Annotated in this window: 16 protein-coding genes; 4 read left to right on the top strand and 12 right to left on the bottom strand. The window is 61.8% G+C overall.

The features are described 5' to 3' along the window. Positions 1 to 5 precede the first annotated feature (5 nt). Positions 6 to 2,381: an RND family transporter gene (locus tag EXW71_RS02790; RefSeq protein WP_134657497.1), complete on the top strand. Its 2,376-nt coding sequence runs from the start codon at positions 6 to 8 to the stop codon at positions 2,379 to 2,381. A gap of 533 nt (positions 2,382 to 2,914) precedes the next feature. On the opposite strand, the gene EXW71_RS02780 is transcribed toward EXW71_RS02790, so the two are convergent. Then, positions 2,915 to 7,732, bottom strand: a complete 4,818-nt coding sequence (locus tag EXW71_RS02780; protein ID WP_256657069.1) for a dermonecrotic toxin domain-containing protein — start codon at positions 7,730 to 7,732, stop codon at positions 2,915 to 2,917. Positions 7,733 to 8,100: 368 nt separating this feature from the next. Between EXW71_RS02780 and EXW71_RS02775 the strand changes: the two genes are divergently transcribed. The 3 genes from EXW71_RS02775 (at position 8,101) to EXW71_RS02765 (ending at position 9,889) form a co-directional block, all read left to right on the top strand. Then, positions 8,101 to 8,391, top strand: coding sequence for a DUF5629 family protein (locus EXW71_RS02775; RefSeq protein ID WP_123718608.1), 291 nt, complete (start codon positions 8,101 to 8,103; stop codon positions 8,389 to 8,391). Next, the gene (locus EXW71_RS02770; RefSeq protein WP_134657496.1) at positions 8,378 to 9,553 is read left to right on the top strand and encodes a lactonase family protein; all 1,176 of its coding nucleotides are present in this window, start codon (positions 8,378 to 8,380) and stop codon (positions 9,551 to 9,553) included. The genes EXW71_RS02775 and EXW71_RS02770 overlap by 14 nt, the downstream gene beginning before the upstream one ends. Positions 9,554 to 9,709: 156 nt before the next feature. After that, positions 9,710 to 9,889: a hypothetical protein gene (locus EXW71_RS02765; RefSeq protein WP_024075918.1), complete on the top strand. Its 180-nt coding sequence runs from the start codon at positions 9,710 to 9,712 to the stop codon at positions 9,887 to 9,889. 127 nt (positions 9,890 to 10,016) lie between these two features. Here EXW71_RS02765 and EXW71_RS02760 read toward each other — a convergent pair whose 3' ends face one another. The 11 genes from EXW71_RS02760 to EXW71_RS02710 form a co-directional block, all read right to left on the bottom strand. Beyond that, positions 10,017 to 10,610 (bottom strand): glutathione S-transferase, encoded by a 594-nt coding sequence (locus EXW71_RS02760; RefSeq protein WP_134657495.1) that lies wholly within the window; start codon positions 10,608 to 10,610, stop codon positions 10,017 to 10,019. After that, entirely contained in the window at positions 10,607 to 14,245 is a 3,639-nt protein-coding gene (locus tag EXW71_RS02755; protein WP_134657494.1) for an AAA family ATPase, read from the bottom strand. The genes EXW71_RS02760 and EXW71_RS02755 overlap by 4 nt, the downstream gene beginning before the upstream one ends. Beyond that, positions 14,242 to 15,483, bottom strand: a complete 1,242-nt coding sequence (locus tag EXW71_RS02750; RefSeq protein ID WP_134657493.1) for an exonuclease SbcCD subunit D C-terminal domain-containing protein — start codon at positions 15,481 to 15,483, stop codon at positions 14,242 to 14,244. Before EXW71_RS02750 ends, EXW71_RS02755 begins: the two co-directional genes overlap by 4 nt. 333 nt (positions 15,484 to 15,816) lie before the next feature. After that, entirely contained in the window at positions 15,817 to 16,116 is a 300-nt protein-coding gene (locus tag EXW71_RS02745; RefSeq protein WP_134657492.1) for a DUF6124 family protein, read from the bottom strand. 458 nt (positions 16,117 to 16,574) lie between these two features. Further along, positions 16,575 to 18,215, bottom strand: coding sequence for a BatD family protein (locus tag EXW71_RS02740; protein ID WP_134657491.1), 1,641 nt, complete (start codon positions 18,213 to 18,215; stop codon positions 16,575 to 16,577). After that, positions 18,212 to 19,951, bottom strand: coding sequence for a tetratricopeptide repeat protein (locus EXW71_RS02735; RefSeq protein ID WP_134657490.1), 1,740 nt, complete (start codon positions 19,949 to 19,951; stop codon positions 18,212 to 18,214). Before EXW71_RS02735 ends, EXW71_RS02740 begins: the two co-directional genes overlap by 4 nt. Beyond that, entirely contained in the window at positions 19,948 to 21,036 is a 1,089-nt protein-coding gene (locus EXW71_RS02730) for a VWA domain-containing protein (RefSeq protein ID WP_123718601.1), read from the bottom strand. The genes EXW71_RS02735 and EXW71_RS02730 overlap by 4 nt, the downstream gene beginning before the upstream one ends. Beyond that, positions 21,029 to 21,523: a DUF4381 domain-containing protein gene (locus EXW71_RS02725; protein WP_134657489.1), complete on the bottom strand. Its 495-nt coding sequence runs from the start codon at positions 21,521 to 21,523 to the stop codon at positions 21,029 to 21,031. The genes EXW71_RS02730 and EXW71_RS02725 overlap by 8 nt, the downstream gene beginning before the upstream one ends. Then, a complete protein-coding gene (locus EXW71_RS02720; protein ID WP_123718599.1) occupies positions 21,520 to 22,452 on the bottom strand; it encodes a DUF58 domain-containing protein in 933 nt (310 codons plus the stop codon). The genes EXW71_RS02725 and EXW71_RS02720 overlap by 4 nt, the downstream gene beginning before the upstream one ends. 5 nt (positions 22,453 to 22,457) lie before the next feature. Further along, on the bottom strand, positions 22,458 to 23,417 hold the full coding sequence (locus tag EXW71_RS02715) for a MoxR family ATPase (RefSeq protein ID WP_123718598.1): 960 nt from the start codon (positions 23,415 to 23,417) through the stop codon (positions 22,458 to 22,460). A 257-nt stretch (positions 23,418 to 23,674) separates the two neighbouring features. Further along, positions 23,675 to 24,028 (bottom strand): hypothetical protein, encoded by a 354-nt coding sequence (locus EXW71_RS02710; protein ID WP_134657488.1) that lies wholly within the window; start codon positions 24,026 to 24,028, stop codon positions 23,675 to 23,677. Between the last annotated feature and the right edge of the window lie 269 nt (positions 24,029 to 24,297).

Here is a 24,297-nt window from a genome sequence, read left to right as displayed (position 1 = left end):
AAAGAATGAGCAGTCATCACAACGATAAAGCGACCCTCCTTGAGCGCCTGATCTTCAACAACCGCCCGGCAGTGATTGTCATCTGCCTGCTGGTGAGTATTTTCCTGTTCTGGCAGGCGACCTTGATTCGCCCCTCCACCAGTTTTGAAAAGATGATTCCCCTCAAGCACCCCTTCATCGAAAAAATGATGGAGCACCGCAATGACCTGGCCAACCTGGGCAACACGGTGCGCATCTCGGTGGAGGCCAAGGACGGTGACATCTTCACCCAGGCTTACATGGAGACCCTGCGCCAGATCAACGACGAGGTGTTCTATATCTCCGGCGTCGACCGTTCGGGCCTCAAGTCGTTATGGAGCCCCAGCGTCCGCTGGACCGAAGTGACCGAAGAAGGCTTCGCCGGTGGTGAGGTGATCCCGCAGAGCTATAACGGCTCGCCGGAGAGCCTCGACCAGTTGCGCAACAACGTGCTCAAGTCCGGCCAGGTCGGACGCCTGGTGGCGAATGATTTCAAGTCGAGCATCGTCGATATTCCGTTGCTGGAGTCCTACCCGGATCCACAGGACCAGGGCAAGTTACTGGCCCTGGACTACCGCAAGTTCTCCCATGAGCTCGAAGACAAGATCCGCGACAAGTTCGAAGCGCAGAACCCCAACGTCAAGATCCACATTGTCGGTTTTGCCAAGAAGGTCGGCGACCTGATCGACGGGCTGGTGATGGTCGTGATGTTCTTCGGAATCGCGTTCGTCATCACACTGATTCTGCTGCTGTGGTTCACCCATTGCCTGCGCAGCACCATCGCGGTGTTGAGCACGACACTGGTGGCGGTGGTCTGGCAACTGGGGCTGATGCATTTTTTCGGCTTTGGTCTCGATCCGTACTCGATGCTGGTGCCGTTCCTGATTTTCGCCATCGGTATTTCCCACGGTGTGCAAAAGATCAACGGTATCGCGCTGCAATCCAGTGAGGCCGATAACGCGCTGACGGCAGCACGCCGCACGTTCCGCCAACTGTTCCTGCCGGGGATGATCGCGATTCTCGCTGATGCGGTGGGTTTCATCACGCTGCTGATCATCGACATCGGCGTCATCCGCGAGTTGGCGATCGGCGCTTCGATTGGTGTGGCGGTGATCGTGTTTACCAACCTGATCCTGCTGCCGGTGGCGATCTCCTACGTCGGCATCAGCCAGCGGGCGATCGCCAAGAGCAAGAAAGATGCGCACCGCGAGCATCCGTTCTGGCGCCTGCTGTCCAGGTTCGCCAGCGCCAAAGTGGCGCCGGTGTCGATTCTGCTTGCATTGATCGCCTTCGGTGGCGGGCTCTGGTACAGCCAGAACCTCAAGATCGGCGACCTCGACCAAGGCGCGCCGGAACTGCGCCCGGATTCGCGCTACAACAAGGACAACAACTTCATCATCAGCAACTACTCCACCAGCTCCGATGTATTGGTGGTGATGGTCAAGACCAAGGCAGAGGGTTGCTCGCGTTATGAGGCCATGGCGCCCATCGACCAGTTGATGTGGAAGATGCAGAACACTGAGGGCGTGCAGTCGGCGATCTCGTTGGTGACGGTATCCAAGCAGATGATCAAGGGCATGAACGAGGGCAACCTGAAATGGGAAACCCTGTCGCGCAATCCTGACGTGTTGAACAACTCCATCGCCCGGGCTGACGGCCTGTACAACAATAATTGCTCCCTGGCGCCGGTGCTGGTGTTTCTCAACGACCACAAGGCCGAAACCCTCGACCGCGCGGTACATGCGGTGCAGGAGTTCGCCAAGGAAAACAACAAGGAGGGTCTGGAGTTCATCCTCGCCGCCGGTAACGCCGGGATCGAGGCGGCCACCAATGAGGTGATCAAGCAGTCGGAACTGACCATCCTGATCCTGGTGTACCTGTGCGTGGCCACCATGTGCATGATCACCTTCCGCTCCTGGGCGGCGACCTTGTGCATCGTGCTGCCGCTGGTACTGACCTCGGTGCTGGGCAACGCGCTGATGGCGTTCATGGGCATTGGCGTCAAGGTCGCGACCTTGCCCGTGGTGGCGTTGGGCGTGGGGATCGGTGTCGACTACGGCATCTACATCTACAGCCGCCTGGAAAGCTTCCTGCGTGCTGGCTTGCCGCTGCAGGAAGCGTACTACCAGACCCTTAAATCTACCGGCAAAGCCGTCCTGTTCACCGGCCTGTGCCTGGCAATCGGCGTATGCACCTGGATTTTCTCGGCCATCAAGTTCCAGGCCGACATGGGCCTGATGCTCACCTTCATGCTGCTGTGGAACATGTTCGGTGCGCTGTGGCTGCTGCCGGCGCTGGCGCGGTTCCTGATCAAGCCCGAGAAACTGGCGGGCCAGAAGGGCAATTCGTTGTTTGCCCACTGAGGTATGGGCGAGTGGGGGCTTGCCTGCCAACCAATCAGGATTGTTTACGCCTGTGGCGAGGGAGCTTGCTCCCTTGGCGGCCTATGAGCCGACCGGAATGTTGGAGTAGACCGAGTACATATCCATTGAAGTGGTAACGGCGGCTTAAGGTTCCGCTCTTACAGCGGCTCACTTTTGGAAAGGCCCAAAAGTAAGCAAAAAGCCTTTGCCCCACCACTCGGCACCTCGCTCAGGCTCGGTGTTCCCGCACACAGGCTTGAATCCGTGGGCCGCCGCCACGCGCCATCCATGGCGCGGGGCGGCTAACCCGGCGTCCTGCCGGGTTACCCACGGATTCAAGCCTGCGTTCGGCCAGCGTGGTTTAACGGGGCGCTTGAGATCAAGATCAAAAGCAGATCAAAAGCAGATCAAAAGCAGATCAAAAGCAGATCAAAAGCAGATCAAAAGCAGATCAAAAGCAGATCAAAAGCAGATCAAAAGCAGATCAAAAACCCAGCAGGCGGTGAGTCAGGGTTGTCATGTGTGCAGGCAACTCAGAGATTGAGAAACAGCTTCTGGTCCAGCGGTGGTTCGATTTTGGCCCGCACGATGCTATTGAAAGGTTGGTTGTTGCGCCCGGCATTCTCCACCAGATCCTTTTGGGTCATGTAGCGCTGCTCGGGCAGTTTCAGGTGCGCGGCACTGTAGGCATTTTGCGCGGTGGTCGTGTTGGGGTAGTGGAAGTGTGCATACCAGAGCACATTGACACTGTTCTTCTCACGGATAGCGTACTCCGTGAGGAAGTCTGCGCCCTTGAGCTTTTTGCCGCGCTTGACGAGGCTGATGTCGACACGCCCATGGGTCCATAAGTAGTCGATGTTTTCCGCTCGGGGTAGCTGGCGCAGGTAGCCGTCACAACGGTGCGTGATCGCGCGCTCGCGCATGGCCTTGGCGGCACTTTTCCATGTTTCTACCAGTGCCTTGGTTTCACTGGCTGCTCCATGGTTGGCCTGAGCGTCCTGTGCGACTTGCTCAAGTTGGTCAGCCTGGGCTTCGAGCATGTCGCTCCAATCGCGAGGGTTGACGGTATCGCGGCGAGCCGGATCATCGAGCTTCTTTTTCTGGAACTGAATGGAGCGCTCGATGCCTGCCTGCTCTGCCATCAGCTTGCGGGCCGTGCCGATGGACGCCGACAGGGGCTTGGGGGACGGCACAGGGGCGGGGCTGACCGGCCTTGCATTGACGATCTGGACCCAGTCGCCCTCAGTCGAGTGCCAGCTGTAACTGGTCAGGGGTTGGCCAGTACGGGAGTCGAGCACATCGATAATCGGGATATCCTGGCCGGGTTGTGCATCACGTAGCGTGCCCACCAGGGTCTGTTTGTCGCGGGTCTTGAAGACCCTCTTGTTGAGCGATTTGCGCGCCCTGTCGTCACGGCGGGGGGCCACTGGCGGTAAATGCTGTTCTTCGCGCATCAGGTCCGCCAGCTCGACCTGCGCCTGGGCGATCACTTCCTGCAGGCACTCAAGATAGCGCTTGCCGTAGAACGCGCGAACGCTGTCGGGGCCGGTCTCTTGCAAGGCATGCGCATTGTTGAATTCGGCCTGATATTTCTCGATCAGGTTGCTCAACACCGCAATACGCTCCTCGCCGGTGTAGCCCTCGTGTTGCTGCAGCTCGATGTGGGAGTTCGCGGCGGCGTTCAGGTCGGTCTGGTTGAAGCGTTCGCGGAAAAACGCTTCCTGGGGGGAGCGTGGTTCGGTGGTGCGGTCCAGGCTCAACTCCCGAAGGGCGCTGAGGCGTTCCATGGAGGCGGTGAACACCTGATTGGCCGATGGCTGCGGGAACTCCTTGATGAACGCCTCGGCGCGTTTTTTATTGGCCGGGCTGTCGTTCTTCCATTCGTTCAGCAGTTGGTTATACGCGTCGACAGCCTGAATCTGGCGCCCGAGGCGTTCGACGTGGTCAGCCATGTTTTCGATCAGATCGTTATAGGCGTCCGGCTCGTTACGGTGGGTGCGTTCAATCAGCTTTGCGAGCGGCTCACCGGCCTTTGAGTGGGTGAACTGGTCGTTGACGTACAGGTGATCGATTGCACGTGAAAGCAGGGTCGCTGCGATCGCTTTGTACTGGTCCCCACGCTTTTCCCTGAAAAGATTGAAATTCATCGCCGGGTTATCGCTGCTCAATGCCTGAATCGCACGGCGCCTGTGGGCGAGCATCGTGTTGGCGTTTTTCTGATCGTCCTCAAAGCGCATGCGCATCAAGGTCGCCAGGTCTCTGTTCTGCCTCAACTCGCGTTGGTACTGCTCCACGAAGCTGGCACCGCGATCACCACTGTTTACCAACCCCCACAGGGTCCTCAGGGCTTTGTTCGACTTGCGCAGGGACTCATCGGTTTCGTTCAAGCGTTTGTCACTGGTTTCGATGGTTCCCACCAGCGGTTGCATGAGCGCGACTTGCTCTGCGTACTGCCTGAGCATCGCATCGCTGAGTTCGATATTGCGATCCAGGGTGGCTTTCACCCGTTCGCCAACCCTGGGCATGCCGCCACGGAGTTTGGGGCGCGTATCGAACCGCCATTGCCCCTTGGCGTCGCGAGTCAATGGCGGGCCTGTGAGGGTTTTGTTCTGCTCGTTGATCACAAACGGCCCGTCCAGATCCCTGGCTACGCGAAACCACTGGTTTTCGATGAACGCATGAAGTTTGTCATCGACGAGGTAAAGGCCCGCCCAGGCGCCACTGCGGATGGCGGTGGTAGCCCCGGCCGGTTTGGGTACGCTGAACGATTGGAGGTAGGCACGTTGTGAAGGGGTCAAGTCGCGCGGGCTGGAAAACGAAAAGTCAAAGGTGTGATCGTTTGTGAGCATGCCTTTGACAACCGCTGCGGTGTCTTGCTCGACCAGTGCCTGAGGCACCTGGGATGTATCCCCGGCGGCTCGGCGCAACGGGGATGACACTTCCGGTCGTTGGTTGAAGGGTACATTGCCTACGGGGCGTTCTGGTGGGCGTACAGGCGTGGCATGGCTTAACAACGTGGCCACATTCACCAGAAGGCTCACCATCGCTTTTGCGGGGTCGGGGTTGTCCGGGGTGCTGGCTTGCCTGATGTCGTCCTCGACGCTGGCCATTTGCAGCAGCCACCCCGCCATGGCGCCAGGGCCGCGCAACACCGGCAGCAGAGTGTTGAACAGCAGCCAGCCCAATTCCTTATAGGACGCCCAACGACTCTGCGCGTCAGAGGTGGACTGGCTTTGAGCGAGCGTGATGAGGCTTTGGGCATTGGAGTTGAAGAGGTACTGCATCAACTTGCCGTCCCGAAAATCCTTGCGCAGTTTTTCGGCCGCGCCATACCCATCGATTGCCAGGGCCGTCGGAGCGGGTGTGGCAGGCGCATCGAATTCATTGAAGAGGCCGTAGCGCGCAATATGGGGCGTCTTGAATCCGCCGTTGCCATACACCGCGCGTACCTTGCCGCTGGGCAGCCAGGCCAGGATGCTCTGTTGCAGCGGGCCCGGTGCCTGGATCGCGGCGAGCAGCGCATCGCGGCTGGCAAACTCCTGCAAGACCGGCGACAACTGCGGACGGTAGAGCAGGTGGGGGGCGTGTGCGGGGTTTTGCGGTTCTATCAGGAACATATTGGCGACGACGTCCGGTGTTGCGCCGGGTTTGCGCACAAATGCCAAAGGGCGCAGAGTGATCGCTTGACCGTCGACCTCCCGTGGTCCGGTGCCGGGCCGGGTCACGGCCTCCACAAAACGATAACCCGTATGGGTGATGCCGGCTTCGCCCTTTAACTTGAGTTCAAGCGCCTGCATGGTCAGTTGCAGTGGCACTTGCTCAATGAACAGGTGCGCGCGTGCCCTGGCCTCGTCGGTGTCGCTGAGCAGGTGTTGATCAAGCAGTGCGGGGTAGTGTTTGCCGATATCGATGGTGGTGATCAGGTCCTTGAGCATCTGCGGCAGTTGGGGGTCTTTGATCAGTTGCCCGCGTACACGGACGTCCATGGCGCCAGAGGGCAGGCCCGCAAGATTTTGCAGGGCCATGTCCACCAGGCTCATCTTCACCGGTTCGATGTAACCGCTGCCCATATTCCCGACCGGGACCTTGAAGGTGACTTCCAGGTCCTTGGCGACGTAGCCCTTGGCTGCCAGATGGGCATTGAGCTGTTGTTCGGCGTAAGTGCGGATATCGGGGATATCCGTGAGGAAGGTGCGACCCTGGTTACGTTGCACGCTGCCGGCCAGCGTCAGGGCCTGGCGTTGGTAGGCGAAGCGTTCGGCGTCGCTGGCTCGGGTAAGCCACGCCGGCAGGTTGCCGCGCTGGGATGACGTTGTGGTGCTGAACCAGGAGGCCGTATCGCTGGCCTGGGAAAACAGCTGCTCCAGGTCGGCTGCATGGGTGTTGGCCGGCAGTTGTATCGAGTCCAGGTTTTGCAATTGCCGGTCGAGCATCACGGCCGCCTGGGTGTCGAAAATATTCCCGTCGGGTTCCCTGCGCTTCCAGGTGAGGTGGTCGAACTTGAAGGATTGGTTGAGCTGGCGTCCCCACGCCTGTGCGAAATCCGCCAGGGAGGCGTACGGCGTGACCTTGCCTGCTGCGGTGGTATGCAGCACCAGCGTCTGGCCGCCGACTTCGCGGGTGATCAGCAGGTCCGGGCTCGTCTGGGTGGCCGTTACCCCGGACTGCCGGAGGGTCGTGTCCACGATGAACACGCGTGCGGCGGACTCACCGTAGCGGCTGTTGCGTTCGTTGACGTCGGGATAGCGGGTGACCTGATCCAGGGTTTCACGCTGGATCGCGCTGAGGCCGGGTTGCTGGAGGCCCGCGATGCGCAGCGTGTCGTTGAGCGTGTCACTGAGCCAGCGCCAGCGGCTGGTGCCCGTGAAGGCCTCTTGCCCCCAGTAATGGCTCAAGGCATCGGCGTAGGCGGCCTTCAGGTTGGGGCGCAGGCTGCGGATCGCCAGTTCCAGGGAATAGCTGTCCAGCGGCGCGGCGCGGTTGCCGGTGGCGTCGACGACTTTCAGGCTGGCCGCTGTGTCGGACTTCACCCATTTGGCGTTTTCCGGGAACACCAGTTCGCTGCCGTTGGCCATATGTTCAAGCGCCAGGTCCAGCAACGGCGTCAATGTGTATTGCAAGGAATCCGTTGCGATGGGCACGGCCAGAGACGTGTTGGCACTGTCGAAGTTCAACGTGGGGTAGTGCCGGTTCAAGAGCGCGTCCAACTGCCCGGCAACCACCGCGCGTAGCGTAGGGCGCGTGGCAAATTGGTTGGCGACGGCACTTGCCGGCGTGTCGGCAGCCGGGGTGCTCTGTGCATGATTTAGCGACCGGCCTTGCAGGCCCGATGTCGGCCGGATTGAACGCATCGGCCTTGAAGGTGGGGAGGGCGGTGTTACTGTCACAGCCGCTGTCGGCTCATCGGCAGAGGGCAGCGGAGCCCTCGGCAGTGAAACGGAGAAATGATGAGGGCGGGTGTTGATCGACGGCATGCATGCTTCCTTGGCTGGGTGAAAAATAAACCAGAGCCGCGAAAGTACTGTTCTGTCGGCCAGTGAACGGCATAAATGCGTTATTAACTGTTTCCACTGCCGTGCGAGACCGTTGCCAACGCCCCGGTTGGCGTGGGCCGGGCGCGATTGTGTCGACGTATTTGTAGCCGCTCTGCCAGCAAAATCGGCACTGCCCCTGAAACCCTGGGCTATCATTGGCGCTTTCCCGTAAATGATTGACTGCCATGACTGCCGAAACCCTGACCACCGCCCTTGAACATGCCGACATGCTGGAAATTGACGGCTTGCACGCTTTTGATTTCGTGCTGGACGACAACCACCTGCTGATTACCGCGATGGACGGCCGTGCGCAAAAACGCTGGAGCTTCAGCCTGGAGCAGGTACAGGCCGCGACCTTCGATGGCACCTTGCAAAGCTGGACGCTCACGGGTGAGTCGGGCGAACACCGCCTGGTCTGCCTGAGCGCGTTTACCGGCAACAACAACGATGAGGATGAAGCGGATGATGATGCGTAAATTCTGGCCACTGCTGATGGCGGGCAGTGTGGGGGCGATGTCGGTGCAGGCCGCACCGGCCGATACCTATGAACTGTTGGTGGGCAGCTACACCGCCGGTACCAGCGAAGGTATCTATCGGCTGCAGTTCGACAGCCGCACCGGCCGGTTCAGCGGCAAGCCGGAACTGGCGGCCAAGACGGCCAACCCGTCCTGGCTGACGATCTCCAAGGACCAGAAGTATCTGTTCGTGGTCAATGAGAATGGCCCGGGCCAGAAAGATCCGGTCGGTCGCGTGAGCAGCTACAGCATCGCCCCGCAGAATCATCAGCTCACCCTGATCAACCAGGTGCAGAGCCTGGGCAATGAGCCGACCCACTCCAGCGTGGCGGCCGATGGACGCTACCTGTTCATCGCCAACTATTCGGTGCTGGCAGACCCGGGCGGCAGCCTGGCGATCCTGCCGGTGGACGCCGCCGGCAAGTTGTCGGCACCGGTGCAATTGAGTGCGCACCCGGCCAGCCGCGTGAACCCCGAGCGCCAGGCGTCCAACCACGTGCATTCGGTGGTGTCGTCGCCGGATGGCAAGTACGTGTTTGTCCAGGACCTGGGGGCGGACCAGGTGTTTACCTACCGTTACGACCCCAAGGCCAATCACGAACTGCCCCTGACCCCGGCAAACCCGGCATCGGTGCAACTGCCACCGGGCAGTGGTCCACGTCATTTGCTGTTCAGCCCCGATGGCAAGCATGCCTGGCTGACCACGGAAATGAGCGCACAAGTGGCTGTTTTCGATTACAACGATGGCAAGCTCAGCCAGACCCAACTGGTGGATTTCGCCGCCGGGCAACCGGTATCCGACAAGGCCGGTGCTGCGCTGCATGCGTCCGCCGATGGCAAGTTCCTGTACGTGAGCAACCGTGGTACCGCCAACCAGATGCTGGTGTTTAGCGTGGACCCGACTACTGCGCACCTCAAGGAGATCCAGCGCCGTTCGGTGGAAGGCGATCACCCGCGCGAGTTCAGCCTGGACCCGAGCGGCAAGTTCCTGCTGATAGCCAACCAGAAAAGCAACGAGATCGTGGTGGTCGAACGCGACCCCCACACCGGTTTATTGGGCAAAACCGTGCAGAAATTGCCGATCGATGCCCCCAGCGACCTCAAGTTCCTGGTGCGTCAATAAGCCACAGGCCCCGTACGACGGGGCCTGAGCCTTTCTATTAATTCTATTGATAGCGGCTACTGTTTCAAAGCATTTCTAAGGTTCAACCCTCGGGCGTAAGTTTGATTCCAAGGCCTTCCCAGGCCACTCAATCAAACGAACACGAGGGTTACCGCCATGAACTTCAATCTCTTCTCGATCATCGCCGCTTCCGCTGTTTCCGCCACCGTAGCCCTGCCGGCTGCTGCCAGTGTGGAATTGACCGGTAAAAAATCCAGCACCAGTGCCTACACCCAGAAATACCTGCAACAAAGCGCCAACTTCTACGCTGCCCTGGACCACAAGACCCAGCAATAAGCGCGAACTTGCTGTGGCGAGGCAGTTTGCTCCCGCACGACTGCATAGCCGGCACCGGCTTTCAGGGCGCTTCGCACCCTGTGCAATCAAGCTTGCTCGCCACAGGAAGCCCGCTCCAGGTGATGCATCAGTGTTTTGCCATCACCGCGATGAACAGCGGCGACTCCAGAAAACGTTGCAACCATTTCTGAAGTCGCTGATACGGCGATCCGGCAAACCACTCCGGGTCAACATTGGCAAACTGGCGCACAAACGGCGCCAGTGCCACGTCGGCCAGGCTCAAATGCTCGGCCAGCAAGTACTCATGCCCCGCCAGCAAGCCTTCCAGCTTGTGCAAAAACACTTCTCCCTCGGCCCGATAATATTCCATCGGGTGCTCCGGATAGCGGTCGGCGTACTTGTATCGATTCAGATGATGTTTGAACACCTGGTCATTCTCGGCAATCAATGCCAGCACCGCGCCGTCGCCTTGCAGCAGCCAGTCATCAGGGTCGCGTTGCGCCAGCGCCCATTGCATGATTTCCAGACTCTCGTCGATCACCTGGCCAGCCACACTCAATACCGGCACCGTGCCCTTGGGTGACAACGCCAGCATCTCGGCCGGTTTGGCCTTGAGGCTCACCTCGATAATCCGCACGTCTACACCGCAATAACGCAGGGCCAGACGCGCCCGCATCGCGTACGGGCAGCGCCGGAACGAATACAACAGCGCCTCGCTCACTTGACCTCCAGGGTGCTCAACCCGTTGCCCTGGCGCTTGACCTGGATCTGCACCGGGATGCGCTCATGCATTTCCTGCACGTGGGAGATCACCGCCACCTTGCGGCCCTGGGCCTGCAAACCGTCCAATGCGTCCATTGCCAATTGCAGCGACTCGGGGTCGAGGCTGCCGAAGCCTTCGTCGATAAACAGCGACTCAATCTTCAAGGTGCTGGACGCCATCGAGGCCAGGCCCAAAGCCAGCGCCAACGACACCAGGAATGTCTCGCCACCGGACAACGAGTGCACCGAGCGCAGTTCATCGCCCATTTCCGTGTCCATCACCAACAGCCCCAGCATGCTGCCGCCGCGCTTGAGGCGGTAGCGGCGCACCAGCTGGCGCAACTGCACGTTGGCGTGGTGCACCAGCAGGTCGAGGTTGTAGGCCTGGGCGATCTTGCGGAAGGTGTCGCCGGTGGCCGAGCCGATCAGCGCATTCAGGCGTGCCCAGCGCTGCCATTCGTCGTAGGCCTTGGTAATGTGTTCGGCCAGCGCCTGGTTGGCATCCTGACGTCGCTGGTCTTCGACTTGCCGTGCGCGCAGCGCGTCGCAGTGTTTCTCATCCTCGGCCAGTTGCTGATTGAGGGCCGCCAGGGCGTTGTCCAGTTGCTCGGCTTCCAGGTTGCCGTTGTGCTGGGCCTGGTGTTCGGCGAGGCGTTGTTCGCGCTCCTGCAGCAGCACCTTGGCCTGCTCCACGGCTTTTTCGCTGTCTTGCAATTGCTGGCGCAGCGCGCTGATTGCGTGGTCGTCAAATGCGAGCAGGCGGGCGAGGCCGTCATCATCCAGTTCGGGATGCCGGGCGCGCCATTCGTCCAGGCGTATGCCGAGGGTGTGTTGCTCGGCGGTCAGTGCCTGTTCGCGTTCCTGCTGGGCCTTGAGGTCGGCGTCCAGCTGCACCAGCGCGTTGCGGATGTCTTGCAACTGCTGGTTGGCATCGGTCTCGTGTTGGCGTGATTGCGCCACCGCCTGATCCAATTGTTGTTGCCATTGTTCGGCGCTTGGGTGCTCGCCCAACAACGCGCTGAGTTTTTCCTGGGCCGCTTGCTGCTGAGCGGCCAGCTCCGTGACCTGCTGATGCAGCATCTGCAGTTGTTGCTCGCGATGCTGCTGATAGGTCTGTTCTTTCTCGATGGCTTGCCGGCGTTCCTGCTGCTCGGCGTGTTCGTCACGCTGATGGCCCAGTTGCTCGAGGCGCTGGCTGACCTGCTGGTCCAACCGCATAAAGGTCGCGGCCGGCTCGCGGCGCAGGTCCTCCAGGGTGGCGGTGGGCAACAGGTTGGCGAAGGCGCTGAGTTCTTCTTCAAGGCGGTCGTGGTCGTTGGCCAGCTCGCGTTGCTGGTCCGCCAGCAACTGGCGGGCTTGCTGGCTCGCGTCCTGCGCTGCCTGCAGCTGTTGCTGCAGGCGCCCGGCATTCTGTTGCAGGTTGAGCAGGGCGCCCTGGCGTTGTTCATCCTGGCTGATGCTTTGCGTCAGCTGGTTGAGTTGCTGCGCCAGCCAGGTGCTGCGCTGGGCGGCGTCCTGATTGAACAGCGACGCGGACAATGGATGTGCTTCCAGGCTGGATTTCAGTGCGAGTTGTTGCGCCGCCAACTGTTCCTGCTGTTCCAGGAATGCTTTTTGCTGGGCGATCAAGCCGCCCACTTCGCCGCGCAGCTCGGTCAGGGTTTCCTTGAGGCTGTCGACTGCTTTCTGCGCCGTGGCCTCTTCATTTTCGTCATGGCGGCCCAGACTTTGCAGCAGCGCCTCGGGCTGGTGGTACGGATGCTCATGACTGCCGCACACCGGGCACGGCTGATCGTCCTGTAACTGCTCACGTAACTCTTCGACGCTGGCACTGCGGGCCAGGCGCTGGCGTTCCAGCAATTGCTTGGTCACCGTCAGGGTTTGCTCGGCCACCGCCAGTTCAGCCTTGGCTTGCAGGCCGGCCTGGTTCAGCTTTTCTCGCTGCTGTTGGGCCTGGGCAAGCTTCTGCGTCAGCGCATCGCTCTGTTGCTGCAACTGTTGTTGGTTGTCCCACAGGCGCGTGAGGTCTTCGAAGGCGCGCTGCTGCTTGCGATTGTCCTGCAGCAGGCTGGCGAGCAACTGGATCTGTTCGGCCACGGCGTGGGGTTCGGCACCGGCCTCCTGGTACAGCAACGCCAACGCCTCGCGCTGCCGGGTGAACTGCTCGTCGGCGGCGGTGGCGCGCTGCTCCAATTGCGGCAGCTCGGCCTGGCCCTTGTTCAGGCGGTTGCCGATCAGCACCAGTTGCTGCAGGCGGTCGCGGTAAGCGCCCCAGGCATCACTCAGCGGTGCGAGGGCTGTGCTGCGCTCTAGCTCGGTGGCCAGATGTTGCAGGCGCGCGCCCACCTGGGCTTGTTTCTCCAACAAGTCATTGAGTGTGGCCTGGCCCTGGGTGCAGGCGGTTTCCTGCAAGTGCCGGTCTTCGGTACGCTTGGCCAGGTCTGTGTTCAGGCGGGTGAGGGTGCTCTGCTCTTCGAAGGCCTGGCGCAACAACGGTACAGCGTTGGCCTGGTGTTTCAGGGCGTCGGCCGATGCCGACTGAGCGGCGGCCTGCTGTGTGTGTGCCTGCTCCTGACGGTCACGCAACGCGCTTTGCTGCTCGATGTGCTGCAGAATCTGCGCGGCGAGGGGCGCCAGCAAGGTGCCGAGTTCGGCCTGTCGGGCAAAATGATGGCGCTGCGCCGCCAATTGATCCAGGCGGCTCAAATCCTGGCGTTGCTGGCCTTGCGCATGCCATTGCTGCTCGGCGTCCTGCAACTGTTCGACAGCGGCCTTCCGGCGCTCCTGCCATTCGCGCAGTTCCTTGAGCCAAGTGTGCTGCAACTCCAACTGCTTGAGCTGAGCCTGCCGGGTCTTGAATTGCTGCTGGGCCTCGGCCAGTTGTTCATCGAGTTCCGCCCGCGCTTCGGGGGCCAGCGGCACCACGCCGGTGGCTTGATCCTGCAACTGCTTGTGGGCTTCCCTGGCGTCCTTGGCCTTGTCGAACGCGCGACGGCCCAGTTGGGTGTAGAGCGCGGTGTCGGTGAGCTTTTCCAACAGCTCGCTGCGCTCGTTATCGTTGGCCTTGAGGAACGCACTGAATTCGCTTTGCGCCAGCAACACCGCGCGGGTGAACTGTTCAAAGTTCAGACCGAGGGCTTGTTCCAACTGGGTTTTGTATTCGGTTTTCTGGCTGGCCAGCAGTTGGTCGCTGTCCAGGTCGATCAGGCTTTGCCGACTGTTCTGCAATTTGCCGTTGGCCTTGTCGCGGGCCCGATTGGCTTCCCAGCGCGCACGGTAGCGACGGCCGCTGACACCGACAAAATCCACCTCGGCATAACCGCCGCCTGTGCCGCGACGCAGCAGGGTGCGCGGGTCACCGATGGAGATGTCGCTGTCGGCGTCCGGCATCTTGGCCTGGCCGGTGTCACCCAGCCGTGGTACAGCGCCAAACAGCGCCAGGCACAACGCATCGAGCAGCGTGCTTTTACCTGCACCGGTCGGCCCGGTGATTGCGAATAGCCCGGCACTGGCCAGGGGCTCGGCGGTGAAGTCGATTTCAAACGGGCCGGCCAGGGGAGCGAGGTTTTTCAGGCGGATGGCGAGGATCTTCATGGCTGTTCATCCTCCTGTTGCACTTCCTGGAGCAGCACGGCGAAATCCTTCAAGGTCTGTTCATCCACTTCGCTGCCGTAACTGTCCTGCCAGGCGCGGCTGAACAGCTCCTGGGGTGTGAGCTGGTCGAGTTCGACCAGGCGATCCGTATCGCTGTCTTCGCGATTGCCCGGGCCTGCGTATTCGGCGGCGATGCGTACCAGGCGCACGGCTTTGCCCTGCAGGGCGGTTTCGATTTGCTGGCGCAGGTCCGGCTGTGGCTCGTCGAGGCGCACACGTACTTCCAGCCAGGGTTGGCGCTGGGTTTCGGCGAGCAGGTCAATGTCGGGCAAGTCGCCCAGTTGCTTGAGGATATCGGCCAGCGGCGCGGCCTCCAGGCGTTGCAGATTGACCGCGCGGGGGATCAGGCGCGGTTCGACGTTCACCAGCCTTTCACCCTGGAACGTCACGTCGAGAATCTGATGTTTGTAGCCGATTTCGGAAAACGACAGCGGAATCGGCGAGCCGCAATAACGAATGCGCTCCTCGCCATTCACCTGCTGTGGCTTGTGCAGATGACCGAGGGCGACATAACCCACACTGGCATCGAACAGGCTGGCGGGCAGCGCCTCGGCATTGCCGATGATCAGGCTGCGCTCGGAGTCTTCCGACACCGACCCGCCGGCCATATGCGCGTGGCTGATGGCGATCAGCGCTTGGCCTTTTTTGCGTTTGGCCTTGGCTGCAGCGATCAGCCAGTCATGCACCTGGCCGATGCCGCGCAGGTAATCATCACCCAGGTGGGCACCGGTGACTTCCGCGGGTCGCAAAAACGGCAGCGCCAGGCACCACGCGGCGATCTTGCCCTTGGCATCCGGCAGGGGAATCAGCAGGCGTTCGGCGTCGAGTTGCCCATCGTCCAGCCACAACACCCGGCCCAACGCATGGGTGCGCAAGCGGCGCATCAACGGCGCAGGCAATTCGATGCGCGAACCGGAATCGTGGTTGCCGGCAATCATCACTATGGTGAGCCTGGGGTTTTGCTCGTGGGCGCTGATGATGAAGTCATACAAGCGCTCCTGGGCTTTGAGCGGCGGGTTGACCGTATCGAAGATATCGCCGGCGATCAGCAATACATCCGGCTCATGGGCTTTCAGTTGGCCCAGCAGCCATTCGAGGAAACAGGCGTGTTCGAAGTCGCGTTCCTGGCCGTGGAGGTTCTGGCCCAGGTGCCAGTCGGAGGTATGAAACAGACGCAAGGCGAACTCCGTTGAAAAGATGAAGAGATGAAAAGATGAAAAGGAGGGGAGTTTACCTGTAAAGCTGTGGGAGGGGGCCGGCTCAAATGCACAGTCAGTAAGGCGCAACGCTGTCACTGTGGCGAGGGAGCTTGCTCCCGTCGGACTGCGTAGCAGGCCCAGTATTTTCAAACCAGAAGCTGGGGCCGCTTCGCTGCCCAACGGGAGCAAGCTCCCTCGCCACAGGTTACCCGTTGCCTGCTCTATCGCTTAACTGACTGACATTAGGGTTTGCTCCCGATCAGCGTGTTTGTGACTGATACACCGTCATCGGGAGCAAGCCCCCCCACAGGATTACGCGGCGTGCAGGCACTCCAGCGCTCTGTCGGCCAGGGTTTTGGCGTTGTCGATCAGGTGCTCGGTGGCGCCCGCCATGTGAGGCTGATCGCTGCTCAGTGCCTGGCGGGTAGCGGCTGCAGTGGCGGCGGCGCAGCGCAACAGGTCGCAGATCTGGACGATGGCGTCTTCGAAGCTGAGGTCGTGATGGACGGTGAAGGCTGGCGGCGAAGCAGGTTGGAGATAGTGGCTAAGGGCACGTTCAAAGGTTTTGCGGTCGGGGTTGAAGCGGGGTGGGTCGGGGACGATTTTGCTCATGGGTGCAGCTCCTACTAATAAGTGGGGGAGCCATCCTGTTGTCGTTTCCACACGACAGATTGGGTGGCAGCCATACGCGGGGTGGAAATCCGAGTAGTAGGACTCGGCCAGACCGAAGCCTGCCCGCGTACAGCCGCCGTTGAGCGTGTTCATACGATCATGACGCCTACTAGTTTCCAGGTTTCCACACCCGATCGCTGATATGCAGCGACGGAGCGAAGGCTAGCCAGTGGAGTGAGCAGGCGCAAGGCCGTGGGATTGTCTAGGAAACGTCCTGCAAATTAAAGGGATATGACTTGCTGGCCTTTGACAACGCGTGTCACTCAGGCGGCGCAGATCGAGTTGCAATAGTCATGTCTATCGACACGTGTGAGAGGGGGCTTGCTCCCGATAGCGCCCTGTCAGTCGGCTTGTTAGTGACTGATACACCGCCATCGGGAGCAAGCCCCCGCCCACCGCTATTTGGGGTACAGCGGCGGTAAGCTGGTGGTGTCGGTGGCCGGGTCTTGCGCGCGCTCGGTCATCGGGATGGCTTTTACGGCACGCCACAGGTCCTCGCCCAGCCAATACTGGCCGCTTTCGCTGTACAGCGCGCCGTTGAGGCCGTCGAGGGCATCGGACAGCGGAACGAACCGCGCCGCCATGTCGGCCAGGGTTTCCGGCTGTTGCCGCGCCCAGGCATCCAGCGCCTGGCGCGTGGCTTGAGGGTCGTTGGCCTGGGTGGCGCGTTTGAGATCGTCGAGTAGGGTGCGGGGGCTTGGGCCGGTCTGCGCGGTGCGCTGTACGGCGGGTTGCCGGCGCGCGCGCCACCACAGGCCGAAGCCCAGCAGGGTGGTGCAGGCGAAGAGGAGTGTGCTCAGTTGCCACAGCCACAGGCGGTCATCGTCCGGGGCGGTGATGACGGTTGGCGTGGCGGGTGCATCCACCACCAGGCTTGGGTTGATCGCCACTTGGAGCGTGCGGGGGGGCAGGCTGGTACGCTCGAGGTGGTCTTCGTGGGTGTTCCACCACACCACTTCCACTGCCGGCAGCTCCAGGGCGCCGGCGCGGGTCGGCACCAGTGCTTCGCGGTCTTCCCGGCTGCCGATCAGGCCGCGATCGTTGCTCTGGTTGCCGAGTATCGGTTGATCCGGGTAGCGGCGCAGGGCATTGACGTCGGTACTCGGCAGGGCCGGCAGTTGCGCGCTGGAGAGGCCTTCGGCCTTGACCGTGAGGCTGCGGGTCAGGGAGTCGCCGACTTGCACGTGATCCGGCTCGGGGTTCCAGGCTTCGGTCAGGGTGAGGCTGCGGGCAGGTATCCATGGCGCATCGGCCGGGTACAGCGCCGGCTTGGGCTTGACGGTAAGGGGCAGTTCGGCCGAGCTGACGTGGATCAACTTGCCCGGCTTGGTGCCCTGCAGCGTGTTTTCCTGGGGTGGGCGCGATTCCACCAACGTAGCGCTGAAGGTTTGCGTCGGAATCAGCATGGCACCGCTGTGCTGCGGATAGATCGCGTAACGGGTTTCGATCACGCCATGGCGGATGCTGTTGATGACTTTCTCGTAGGTTCGCGATTCGCCCAGTTGCTCGATACGGGCATCGGGAATCTGCAACGGCGTCAGGCTGCTGTCGTCATACAGCGACACCGAGTGGTACACGCGCACCGTCAACAACGCCTGGGCCTGCACGTATACGCTGTTCTGGTCGAGGTTGGCTTCGATGAACACTGGCGCCAGTTCGGCGCTGGTGTTCTGGCTGGCGGTTTCCACCACCTGCAGGCTGATCGGTTGGGTCTTGAGCTCGCCCACTTGCAGGGGGGGAATCACCACCGTGCCGTTTTCCCTGGGCAGCAGGGTAATGATCCAGCGCGTGGTGGCGTGGTTGTCGCCGCCCAGGGTGGTGAGCTGGTTGATCTGGCGCGTGCCGCTGACTTCGAACTGTGCGTCGAGGGGCGAAAGGTCGGGTTTGCCGAATTGGGTGACGTCGCTGGACTCCACCGTCAGTTCCACCGTTTCACCGGAATTGACACGGCTGCGATCAACGCTGGCGACCAGGTTCGCCGCCTGGGCGTGGCCTGCCGATAACGCGAGCAGGAGCATAAGGGTGGTGCGGCGGCTCATCGAGTCTTGTCCTGATGTTGTTGCTGTTCGTACCAGAATTTGCGGCGCAGCAGCTCACCGGGGTTGTCCGGGATCTCGCGCAACCATTGCTCCAGGGCCTGGCGATGTTCGCCGTCGAGGCTGGCATCGGTGGGGCGCAAAGGCGGCGTGGTGGTTTGCTCATCGCCCAGTTCGCTGCCCGGCACCTCGTTGCCGCCAGCTTTCGGTGAAGCGTTTGCCTGGCTATCCGTATTGCCGGCTTCGCCCTGACCCTGGGCGGACTGTTCGCCACCGGTGTTGCTTTGCCCGCTGGCGCCCGGTTGCGCAGTTTGGCCGGGTTGGGTGGTTTCGTCATCCTCGTTTTTGACAGGCTGCGCCGGTTCGGGTTGCGCCTGTTCCTGGATCAGCCGTTCCACCAGTGCCTTGTTTTGCAAGGCCGGTTGCAGGTCGGGCTGCGCCTCAAGGGCCTGTTCGTAGGCGTCGATTGCGGCTTCCAGGGCGCCGGACCTGGCCAGCGCATTACCGCGATTGTAATGAGAGTAGGCGTCATTGCCCTCGGCAAAGCGCTTGATCGCTTCGGCATAGTTGCCGGCTTCGTAAAGCGCCACGCCCTGCCACTGCGGGTCTTCAAAGCGCTCGGCGGCTTCGGCCGGGCGTTTTTGCTTGAGCAGGTATTGGCCCTGCTGGTCGGGGCGCAGCCACAGGTCTTGGAGTTCAAAGGCATAGCTTGGTTGCGGGACACCCAGCCACAGCAGAGGTAAGCAGAACAACCAGCCGCGACGTCCGGCGCAGGCGGCAAGCAGCAACAATGGCAGGAGCAGCCAGTAACCCTGGTCGGCCCAGGTGTCGAGGTGCAGCAGTTGGCCGTCGTTGCGCAGGGCCTGCGGGCCATCGAGCAGGCCGAGTTGACGCAGGTCTTTGTCATCCAGGCGCGCGGCGCGGTAGTGGCCACCCATTTCACTGGCGAAGGCTTTGAGGGTTGGGCTGTCGAGGCGCGGCATCAGGATTGCGCCCTGATCGTCCTTGAGGAATTCGCCGCTCTCCTGGGTGACCGGCGTACCTTCGCGGCTGCCGACGCCGAGGATCGACAAGGTCGGCGCCTGTGCGCCTTGCAGCAAGAGGCGGATGCCCTGGCGTTCCTGTTTTGACAGTGACGAGCCCACCAGCAGCAGGCGGCCCTGGCCGAGGCCGGCTTGCTTGAGCAGGATCAGGGCTTTGTCCACCGCCAGATCGGCGCGATGGCCGGGCTCGGGCATAATCGAAGGGCGCAAGGCTTCCAGCAGGTTGCGGCTGGTGCCCAGGTCATCCGACAGCGGCACCAGGGTGTGCGCGCTGCCGGCGTACACCACGATGGCAGTCGGTGCATTGTCCCGCGCCTGCAGCAAGTCATACAGCTTGCGGCGTGCCTGTTCCAGGCGGTTGGGCGGGCTGTCGGTGGCGAGCATCTCCGGGGTCAATTCCAGCAGCACCACCAGCGGGTCGGCCGGTTTCTGGCTGGATTGCTCGACTCTTTGCCAGCTTGGGCCGAGCAAAGCCACTACCGCCAACAGCCAGGCGATGCCCAGTACGACCCAGGGCGATTTGCTCTCGCGCCCGCTGCCGCCACTGAGCAATACAGCGTGGAAGGCCGGCGGCAGGATCATCTGCCAGCGCCCGGCGCGCTTTTGCCGGTGCCACAGCTGCCACAGCAACCAGCCGAGCAGCGGCAGCAGTAACAGCCACCAGGGGCGGAACCAGTGCGGCCACAGATCGATCATCGACGCCTCCGCAAACGCAGGCGTTTGAGGCGTTGGCGCCATTCAGGGTGCTGTTGCAGGAAAATGCCCCGGGTCGAGAGTTTATTGAAGGCCCGTTGCAAGGCGTTGTTGGGCCAACGCTCCTGGATCACCAGCAACATGCTCAGGACCAATGCCAGCGCTAATGGCGCGCTGTACAGCGCCTGGGCCGGGCGGGCCTGAGTGGGTTGTTGTGCCACGGGCTCGAGCTGGTCCAGGGTTTGCTTGATCTTCTGCAGCTCCTCGCCGTCGCGGGCGCGGAAGTAGCGACCACCGGTGGCACTGGCGATGGCCTTCAACGCGGGCTCGTCCAGATCCAGGCTCGGGTTGACGCCGAGGACGCCCAGGGAGCCGGTTTGCTCGGGGTCGGCGCCAATGCCGATCGGGTAGATTTTCACGCCTTCTTCGGCCGCCAGGCGTGCGGCGGTCAGCGGGTCAATCTGCCCGGCGTTGTTGGCGCCGTCGGTGACCAGGATCAGCACACGGCTTTGCGCCGGGCGTTGGCGCAGGCGTTTGAGGGCCAGGCCGATGGCATCACCGATGGCGGTGTTCTTGCCGGCGATGCCGATACGCGCTTCATCCAGCCAGACGCGCACGGTGCGCCGGTCGAAGGTCAGCGGCGCTTGCAGGTAGGCTTGGCTGCCGAACAGGATCAGGCCCACGCGGTCGCCTTCGCGACTTTCGAGAAAGTCCCCGAGCAAGTGTTGCACCAGGCTCAGGCGGCTGACGTCGTCGTCCTGCCAATGCATGTCGGGGAAATCCATGGAGCCGGAAACGTCCACCGCCACCAGCAGGTCGCGGCCGCTGGCGGCAATCGGCAACGGTTCACCGAGCCATTCCGGGCGGGCGGCGGCGGTCAACAGCAATAGCCATAGCACCACGAATGGCGCTTGCTGGCGCCAGCCCGGCAGGTTGACGCGGGCGCGACGTCGGGCCAGGCCTTCAAGATCGGCGAGATAACTGACCTTCAAGGCGGGCTCGCCGCTGTCGGCCACGGGCAGGATAAAGCGCATCACCCACGGCAATGGCAACAGGGCGAAGATCCACGGCCAGGCGAACTCAAACATGTTTGCGAATCCAGGTGTCGACGGCTTGGGTCAGGCCGGCGATGGCCTTGTCGTCGAGTTTGCATTCGGGCTTGTAGGCGCCTTCCACCAATACCATCCAGCGGGTCAGGCCGGCAGCGGGGCAGCGGTTGTCAAGAAATGCCAGCCATTTGCGGCCGTTGAGCGTGTGGCTTTGGCTGTAGGGGTAATCGTTGCGGCACAGGCGTTTGAGCAGCCCGTTGAGCTGCTGCAGCCAGGCCCCGGCCGGGGCGCCATCATAGGGTTTGGGCATCAGGGCCAGTTCTGCGAGCGCGGCAATGCGCAACGGGTCCAGTGGTTGCTCGGCACGGGCCACGGGGCGCTTTTCAGGCAAGAAGCGGCGCAGCCACCACACGCCCCAACCGAGCAGTGGAATCAGCACCAGCAACAGCCACCAACCTGGCGCGGGTGGCCAGAAACCGATGGCTGGCGGCGCGATCAGCGGTTGCAGTTGGTCGAGGCTGCTCATTGCTTTTTAACCGGGCGTTGCGGGTTGAGGTATTCGCGCAGTTGCTCGACCATTTCGCTTTGGGTGCTCAAGGGCATCAGCAACACCCGCAGCTTTTGCGCGAGCAGTTCCCAGCGTGCGATGCGGCTTTCGGCCTGGGCCTTGTAGGCTTGGCGCAGGTCGAAGTTCAGCGTGTCCAGTTCCAGCTGGGCGCCGCGTTCGGCGAAACGCAGCAGCCCGGCGGCGGGCAGGGCATGGTCCAGCGGGTCGGAAATGGGCAGCAGCAGCAGGTCGCAATGGCGTGACAGCAGGCTCAACTGTTGTTCGGCGCCTTCGGTGAGCGCGCGTTCATCGCAGACCACGATCACCAGGCTGCCGGGGCGCAGCACTTCGCGGCCACGGCGCAGCGCCATGCCGAGGGCGTCGGCTTCCGGGCGGCTTTCGGTATTCAGGCTCTGGTTGACCCGTACCAGGCGGTTGAGCAGTTGCAGCAAGCTTTGTTTGCTGCGTCGCGGTTTGATTTCGTAGTGCTCGCTGTCGCCGAAGACCAGCCCGCCCACCCGGTCGTTATGCCCCAGCGCGGCCCAGCCGATCAGACTGGCCGCCTGCGCCGCCAGCACCGACTTGAACATTTGCCCCGAGCCGAAAAACAGCCGGCAGCTTTGCTCCACCATGATAAAGATCGGCCGTTCACGTTCTTCATGGAACAGTTTGGTGTGCGGTTCCTGGGTGCGTGCCGTCACGCGCCAGTCGATGGTGCGTACATCGTCCCCGGCCTGGTACACGCGCACCTGGTCGAAATCGACCCCACGCCCACGCAGCTTGGAGTGGTGCAGGCCGATCAACGGGCTGCGCTGGCTCGGGGTGGAAAACAACTGCACTTCCCGCACGCGATGGCGCATTTCGATCAATTCGCTGAGGGTGACGCGGATGCCATCGCCTGCGTTCATGGGGTTCAAGCGACGGCAACGACGTCGAGAATGCGTTGCACCACACGGTCTTGGTCGACGCCGGCCGCTTCGGCCTCGAACGACAGAATGATGCGATGGCGCAGCACGTCGAACAGCACCGCCTGGATATCTTCCGGGCTCACGAAATCACGGCCGGCCAGCCAAGCGTGGGCACGGGCGCAGCGGTCGAGGGCGATGGAGCCGCGCGGGCTGGCGCCGTAGGCGATCCACTCGGCCATTTCCGGGTCGAACTTGGCCGGCGTGCGTGTGGCCATGACCAGTTGCACCAGGTATTCCTCTACCGCGTCGGCCATGTACAGGCCGAGGATTTCCTTGCGCGCGGCGAAGATCGCTTGCTGGCTGACCCGGCGTTCAGGCTTGGTTTCGCCGTTCAGCGCTTCGCCACGCGCCTGTTGCAGGATACGACGCTCCACGGCGGCATCCGGGAAGCCGATCTTCACATGCATCAGGAAGCGGTCGAGCTGGGCTTCGGGCAGCGGGTAGGTGCCTTCCTGCTCGATGGGGTTTTGCGTGGCCATCACCAGGAACAGCGGTGACAGGTCGTAGGTGCTGCGCCCGACGCTGACCTGGCGCTCGGCCATGGCCTCGAGCAAGGCGGATTGCACCTTGGCCGGGGCACGGTTGATTTCGTCCGCCAGCACCAGGTTGTGGAAAATCGGCCCTTGCTGGAACACAAAGCTGCCGGTTTCCGGGCGATAGATTTCGGTGCCGGTGATGTCGGCGGGCAACAGGTCGGGCGTGAACTGGATGCGATGGAACTGCGCTTCGATGCCTTCGGCCAGCTCTTTGATCGCTTTGGTCTTGGCCAGGCCCGGCGCACCTTCAACCAGCATATGGCCGTCGGCGAGCAGGGCGATCAGCAAGCGATCGATGAGTTTTTCCTGACCGAGAATCTGCGTAGAAAGAAAGGTTCGCAGCGCGAGCAGCGCTTCACGATGTTCCATCGATGACGGTTCCTGGAAAGATGAGCCCGGGCGTTGCACAACCACACCGGGGCTTGGGACGCTTACTTTAATGCATCGCGGGGTGCGGCGACTAACGGCGTGACGGGTATTTTTGGCAAAACTTGTAGGATTTTTGTGTTGGTACGCCGTCAATGTGGAGGAGCTTACTCGCGATAGTGGTGTGTCAGTCCGTGGGTCATTAACTGACTTGTCATCCTCGCGGGCAAGCACCCCTTCACATTTGAGCGCCGGTGTTCTCAAGCCCGAATGAACGTGCCGGTGCCCTTGAGGATGTTCTGCAGGGTTTCCTCCACCTCGGCCAAGTCCGCTGCGGCGGTGCTGTGGCTGATCTCCAACTGATCCTTGCCGCCCAGCGCGTCGGCGTCCCCGGCAGCCAGTTCGATCAGCAGCCGGGTGTCGCTCAGCGTGACCTTCAACCCGTCCAGGGTCGAGGGTTCGTAGTCCCAGGTCAGTTCAACTTCTTCCTCGTCCGGGTAGCGCGCGAGCATGAACATTTCGCCATTCTTGCCGTGGCAGCAGAGCATGGCCATGTTGTCTTCTTCTTCGTCGCACGGGGTGGCCATCAAGGCGTCGGTTTTCAGTTGCAGCATGAGGAATCCTGTCTGGGGGAGGACGTAATGCGGGCAATTGTGCCATTGCCGCGAATTTTGTGCTGCATCCTGCGTCAGAGTTAGTGCATGACCTGATGGGCAATATCAGTCACTTTCGGCACTTGCTGTCGGTGAGGCAGCCGGTTTTTTCACGGGATTTTACCGGTTGCCCAAGTTGCAACCGCGAGCCTGCTTACCGATGACCGAATATGTCGCAGCGCTGCAAGCACCGGTCTTCCTACACTCGTTAAGCTGCGCAACGGATGTGC

Source organism: Pseudomonas sp. BCA17 (assembly GCF_004519405.1).
In the GTDB taxonomy this organism is placed as follows: domain Bacteria; phylum Pseudomonadota; class Gammaproteobacteria; order Pseudomonadales; family Pseudomonadaceae; genus Aquipseudomonas.
This window is presented reverse-complemented; position numbering and strand designations above follow the sequence as displayed.

Excerpts from the sequence above, each read along its gene's own strand:
- EXW71_RS02720 (WP_123718599.1), bottom strand. The coding sequence starts at position 22,452 with ATGAACGCAGGCGATGGCATCCGCGTCACCCTCAGCGAATTGATCGAA.
- EXW71_RS02780 (WP_256657069.1), bottom strand. The coding sequence starts at position 7,732 with ATGCGTTCAATCCGGCCGACATCGGGCCTGCAAGGCCGGTCGCTAAAT.
- EXW71_RS02755 (WP_134657494.1), bottom strand. The coding sequence starts at position 14,245 with ATGAAGATCCTCGCCATCCGCCTGAAAAACCTCGCTCCCCTGGCCGGC.
- EXW71_RS02770 (WP_134657496.1), top strand. The coding sequence starts at position 8,378 with ATGATGATGCGTAAATTCTGGCCACTGCTGATGGCGGGCAGTGTGGGG.
- EXW71_RS02790 (WP_134657497.1), top strand. The coding sequence starts at position 6 with ATGAGCAGTCATCACAACGATAAAGCGACCCTCCTTGAGCGCCTGATC.
- EXW71_RS02745 (WP_134657492.1), bottom strand. The coding sequence starts at position 16,116 with ATGAGCAAAATCGTCCCCGACCCACCCCGCTTCAACCCCGACCGCAAA.
- EXW71_RS02735 (WP_134657490.1), bottom strand. The coding sequence starts at position 19,951 with ATGATCGATCTGTGGCCGCACTGGTTCCGCCCCTGGTGGCTGTTACTG.
- EXW71_RS02775 (WP_123718608.1), top strand. The coding sequence starts at position 8,101 with ATGACTGCCGAAACCCTGACCACCGCCCTTGAACATGCCGACATGCTG.
- EXW71_RS02730 (WP_123718601.1), bottom strand. The coding sequence starts at position 21,036 with ATGTTTGAGTTCGCCTGGCCGTGGATCTTCGCCCTGTTGCCATTGCCG.
- EXW71_RS02740 (WP_134657491.1), bottom strand. The coding sequence starts at position 18,215 with ATGAGCCGCCGCACCACCCTTATGCTCCTGCTCGCGTTATCGGCAGGC.
- EXW71_RS02765 (WP_024075918.1), top strand. The coding sequence starts at position 9,710 with ATGAACTTCAATCTCTTCTCGATCATCGCCGCTTCCGCTGTTTCCGCC.
- EXW71_RS02710 (WP_134657488.1), bottom strand. The coding sequence starts at position 24,028 with ATGCTGCAACTGAAAACCGACGCCTTGATGGCCACCCCGTGCGACGAA.
- EXW71_RS02715 (WP_123718598.1), bottom strand. The coding sequence starts at position 23,417 with ATGGAACATCGTGAAGCGCTGCTCGCGCTGCGAACCTTTCTTTCTACG.
- EXW71_RS02725 (WP_134657489.1), bottom strand. The coding sequence starts at position 21,523 with ATGAGCAGCCTCGACCAACTGCAACCGCTGATCGCGCCGCCAGCCATC.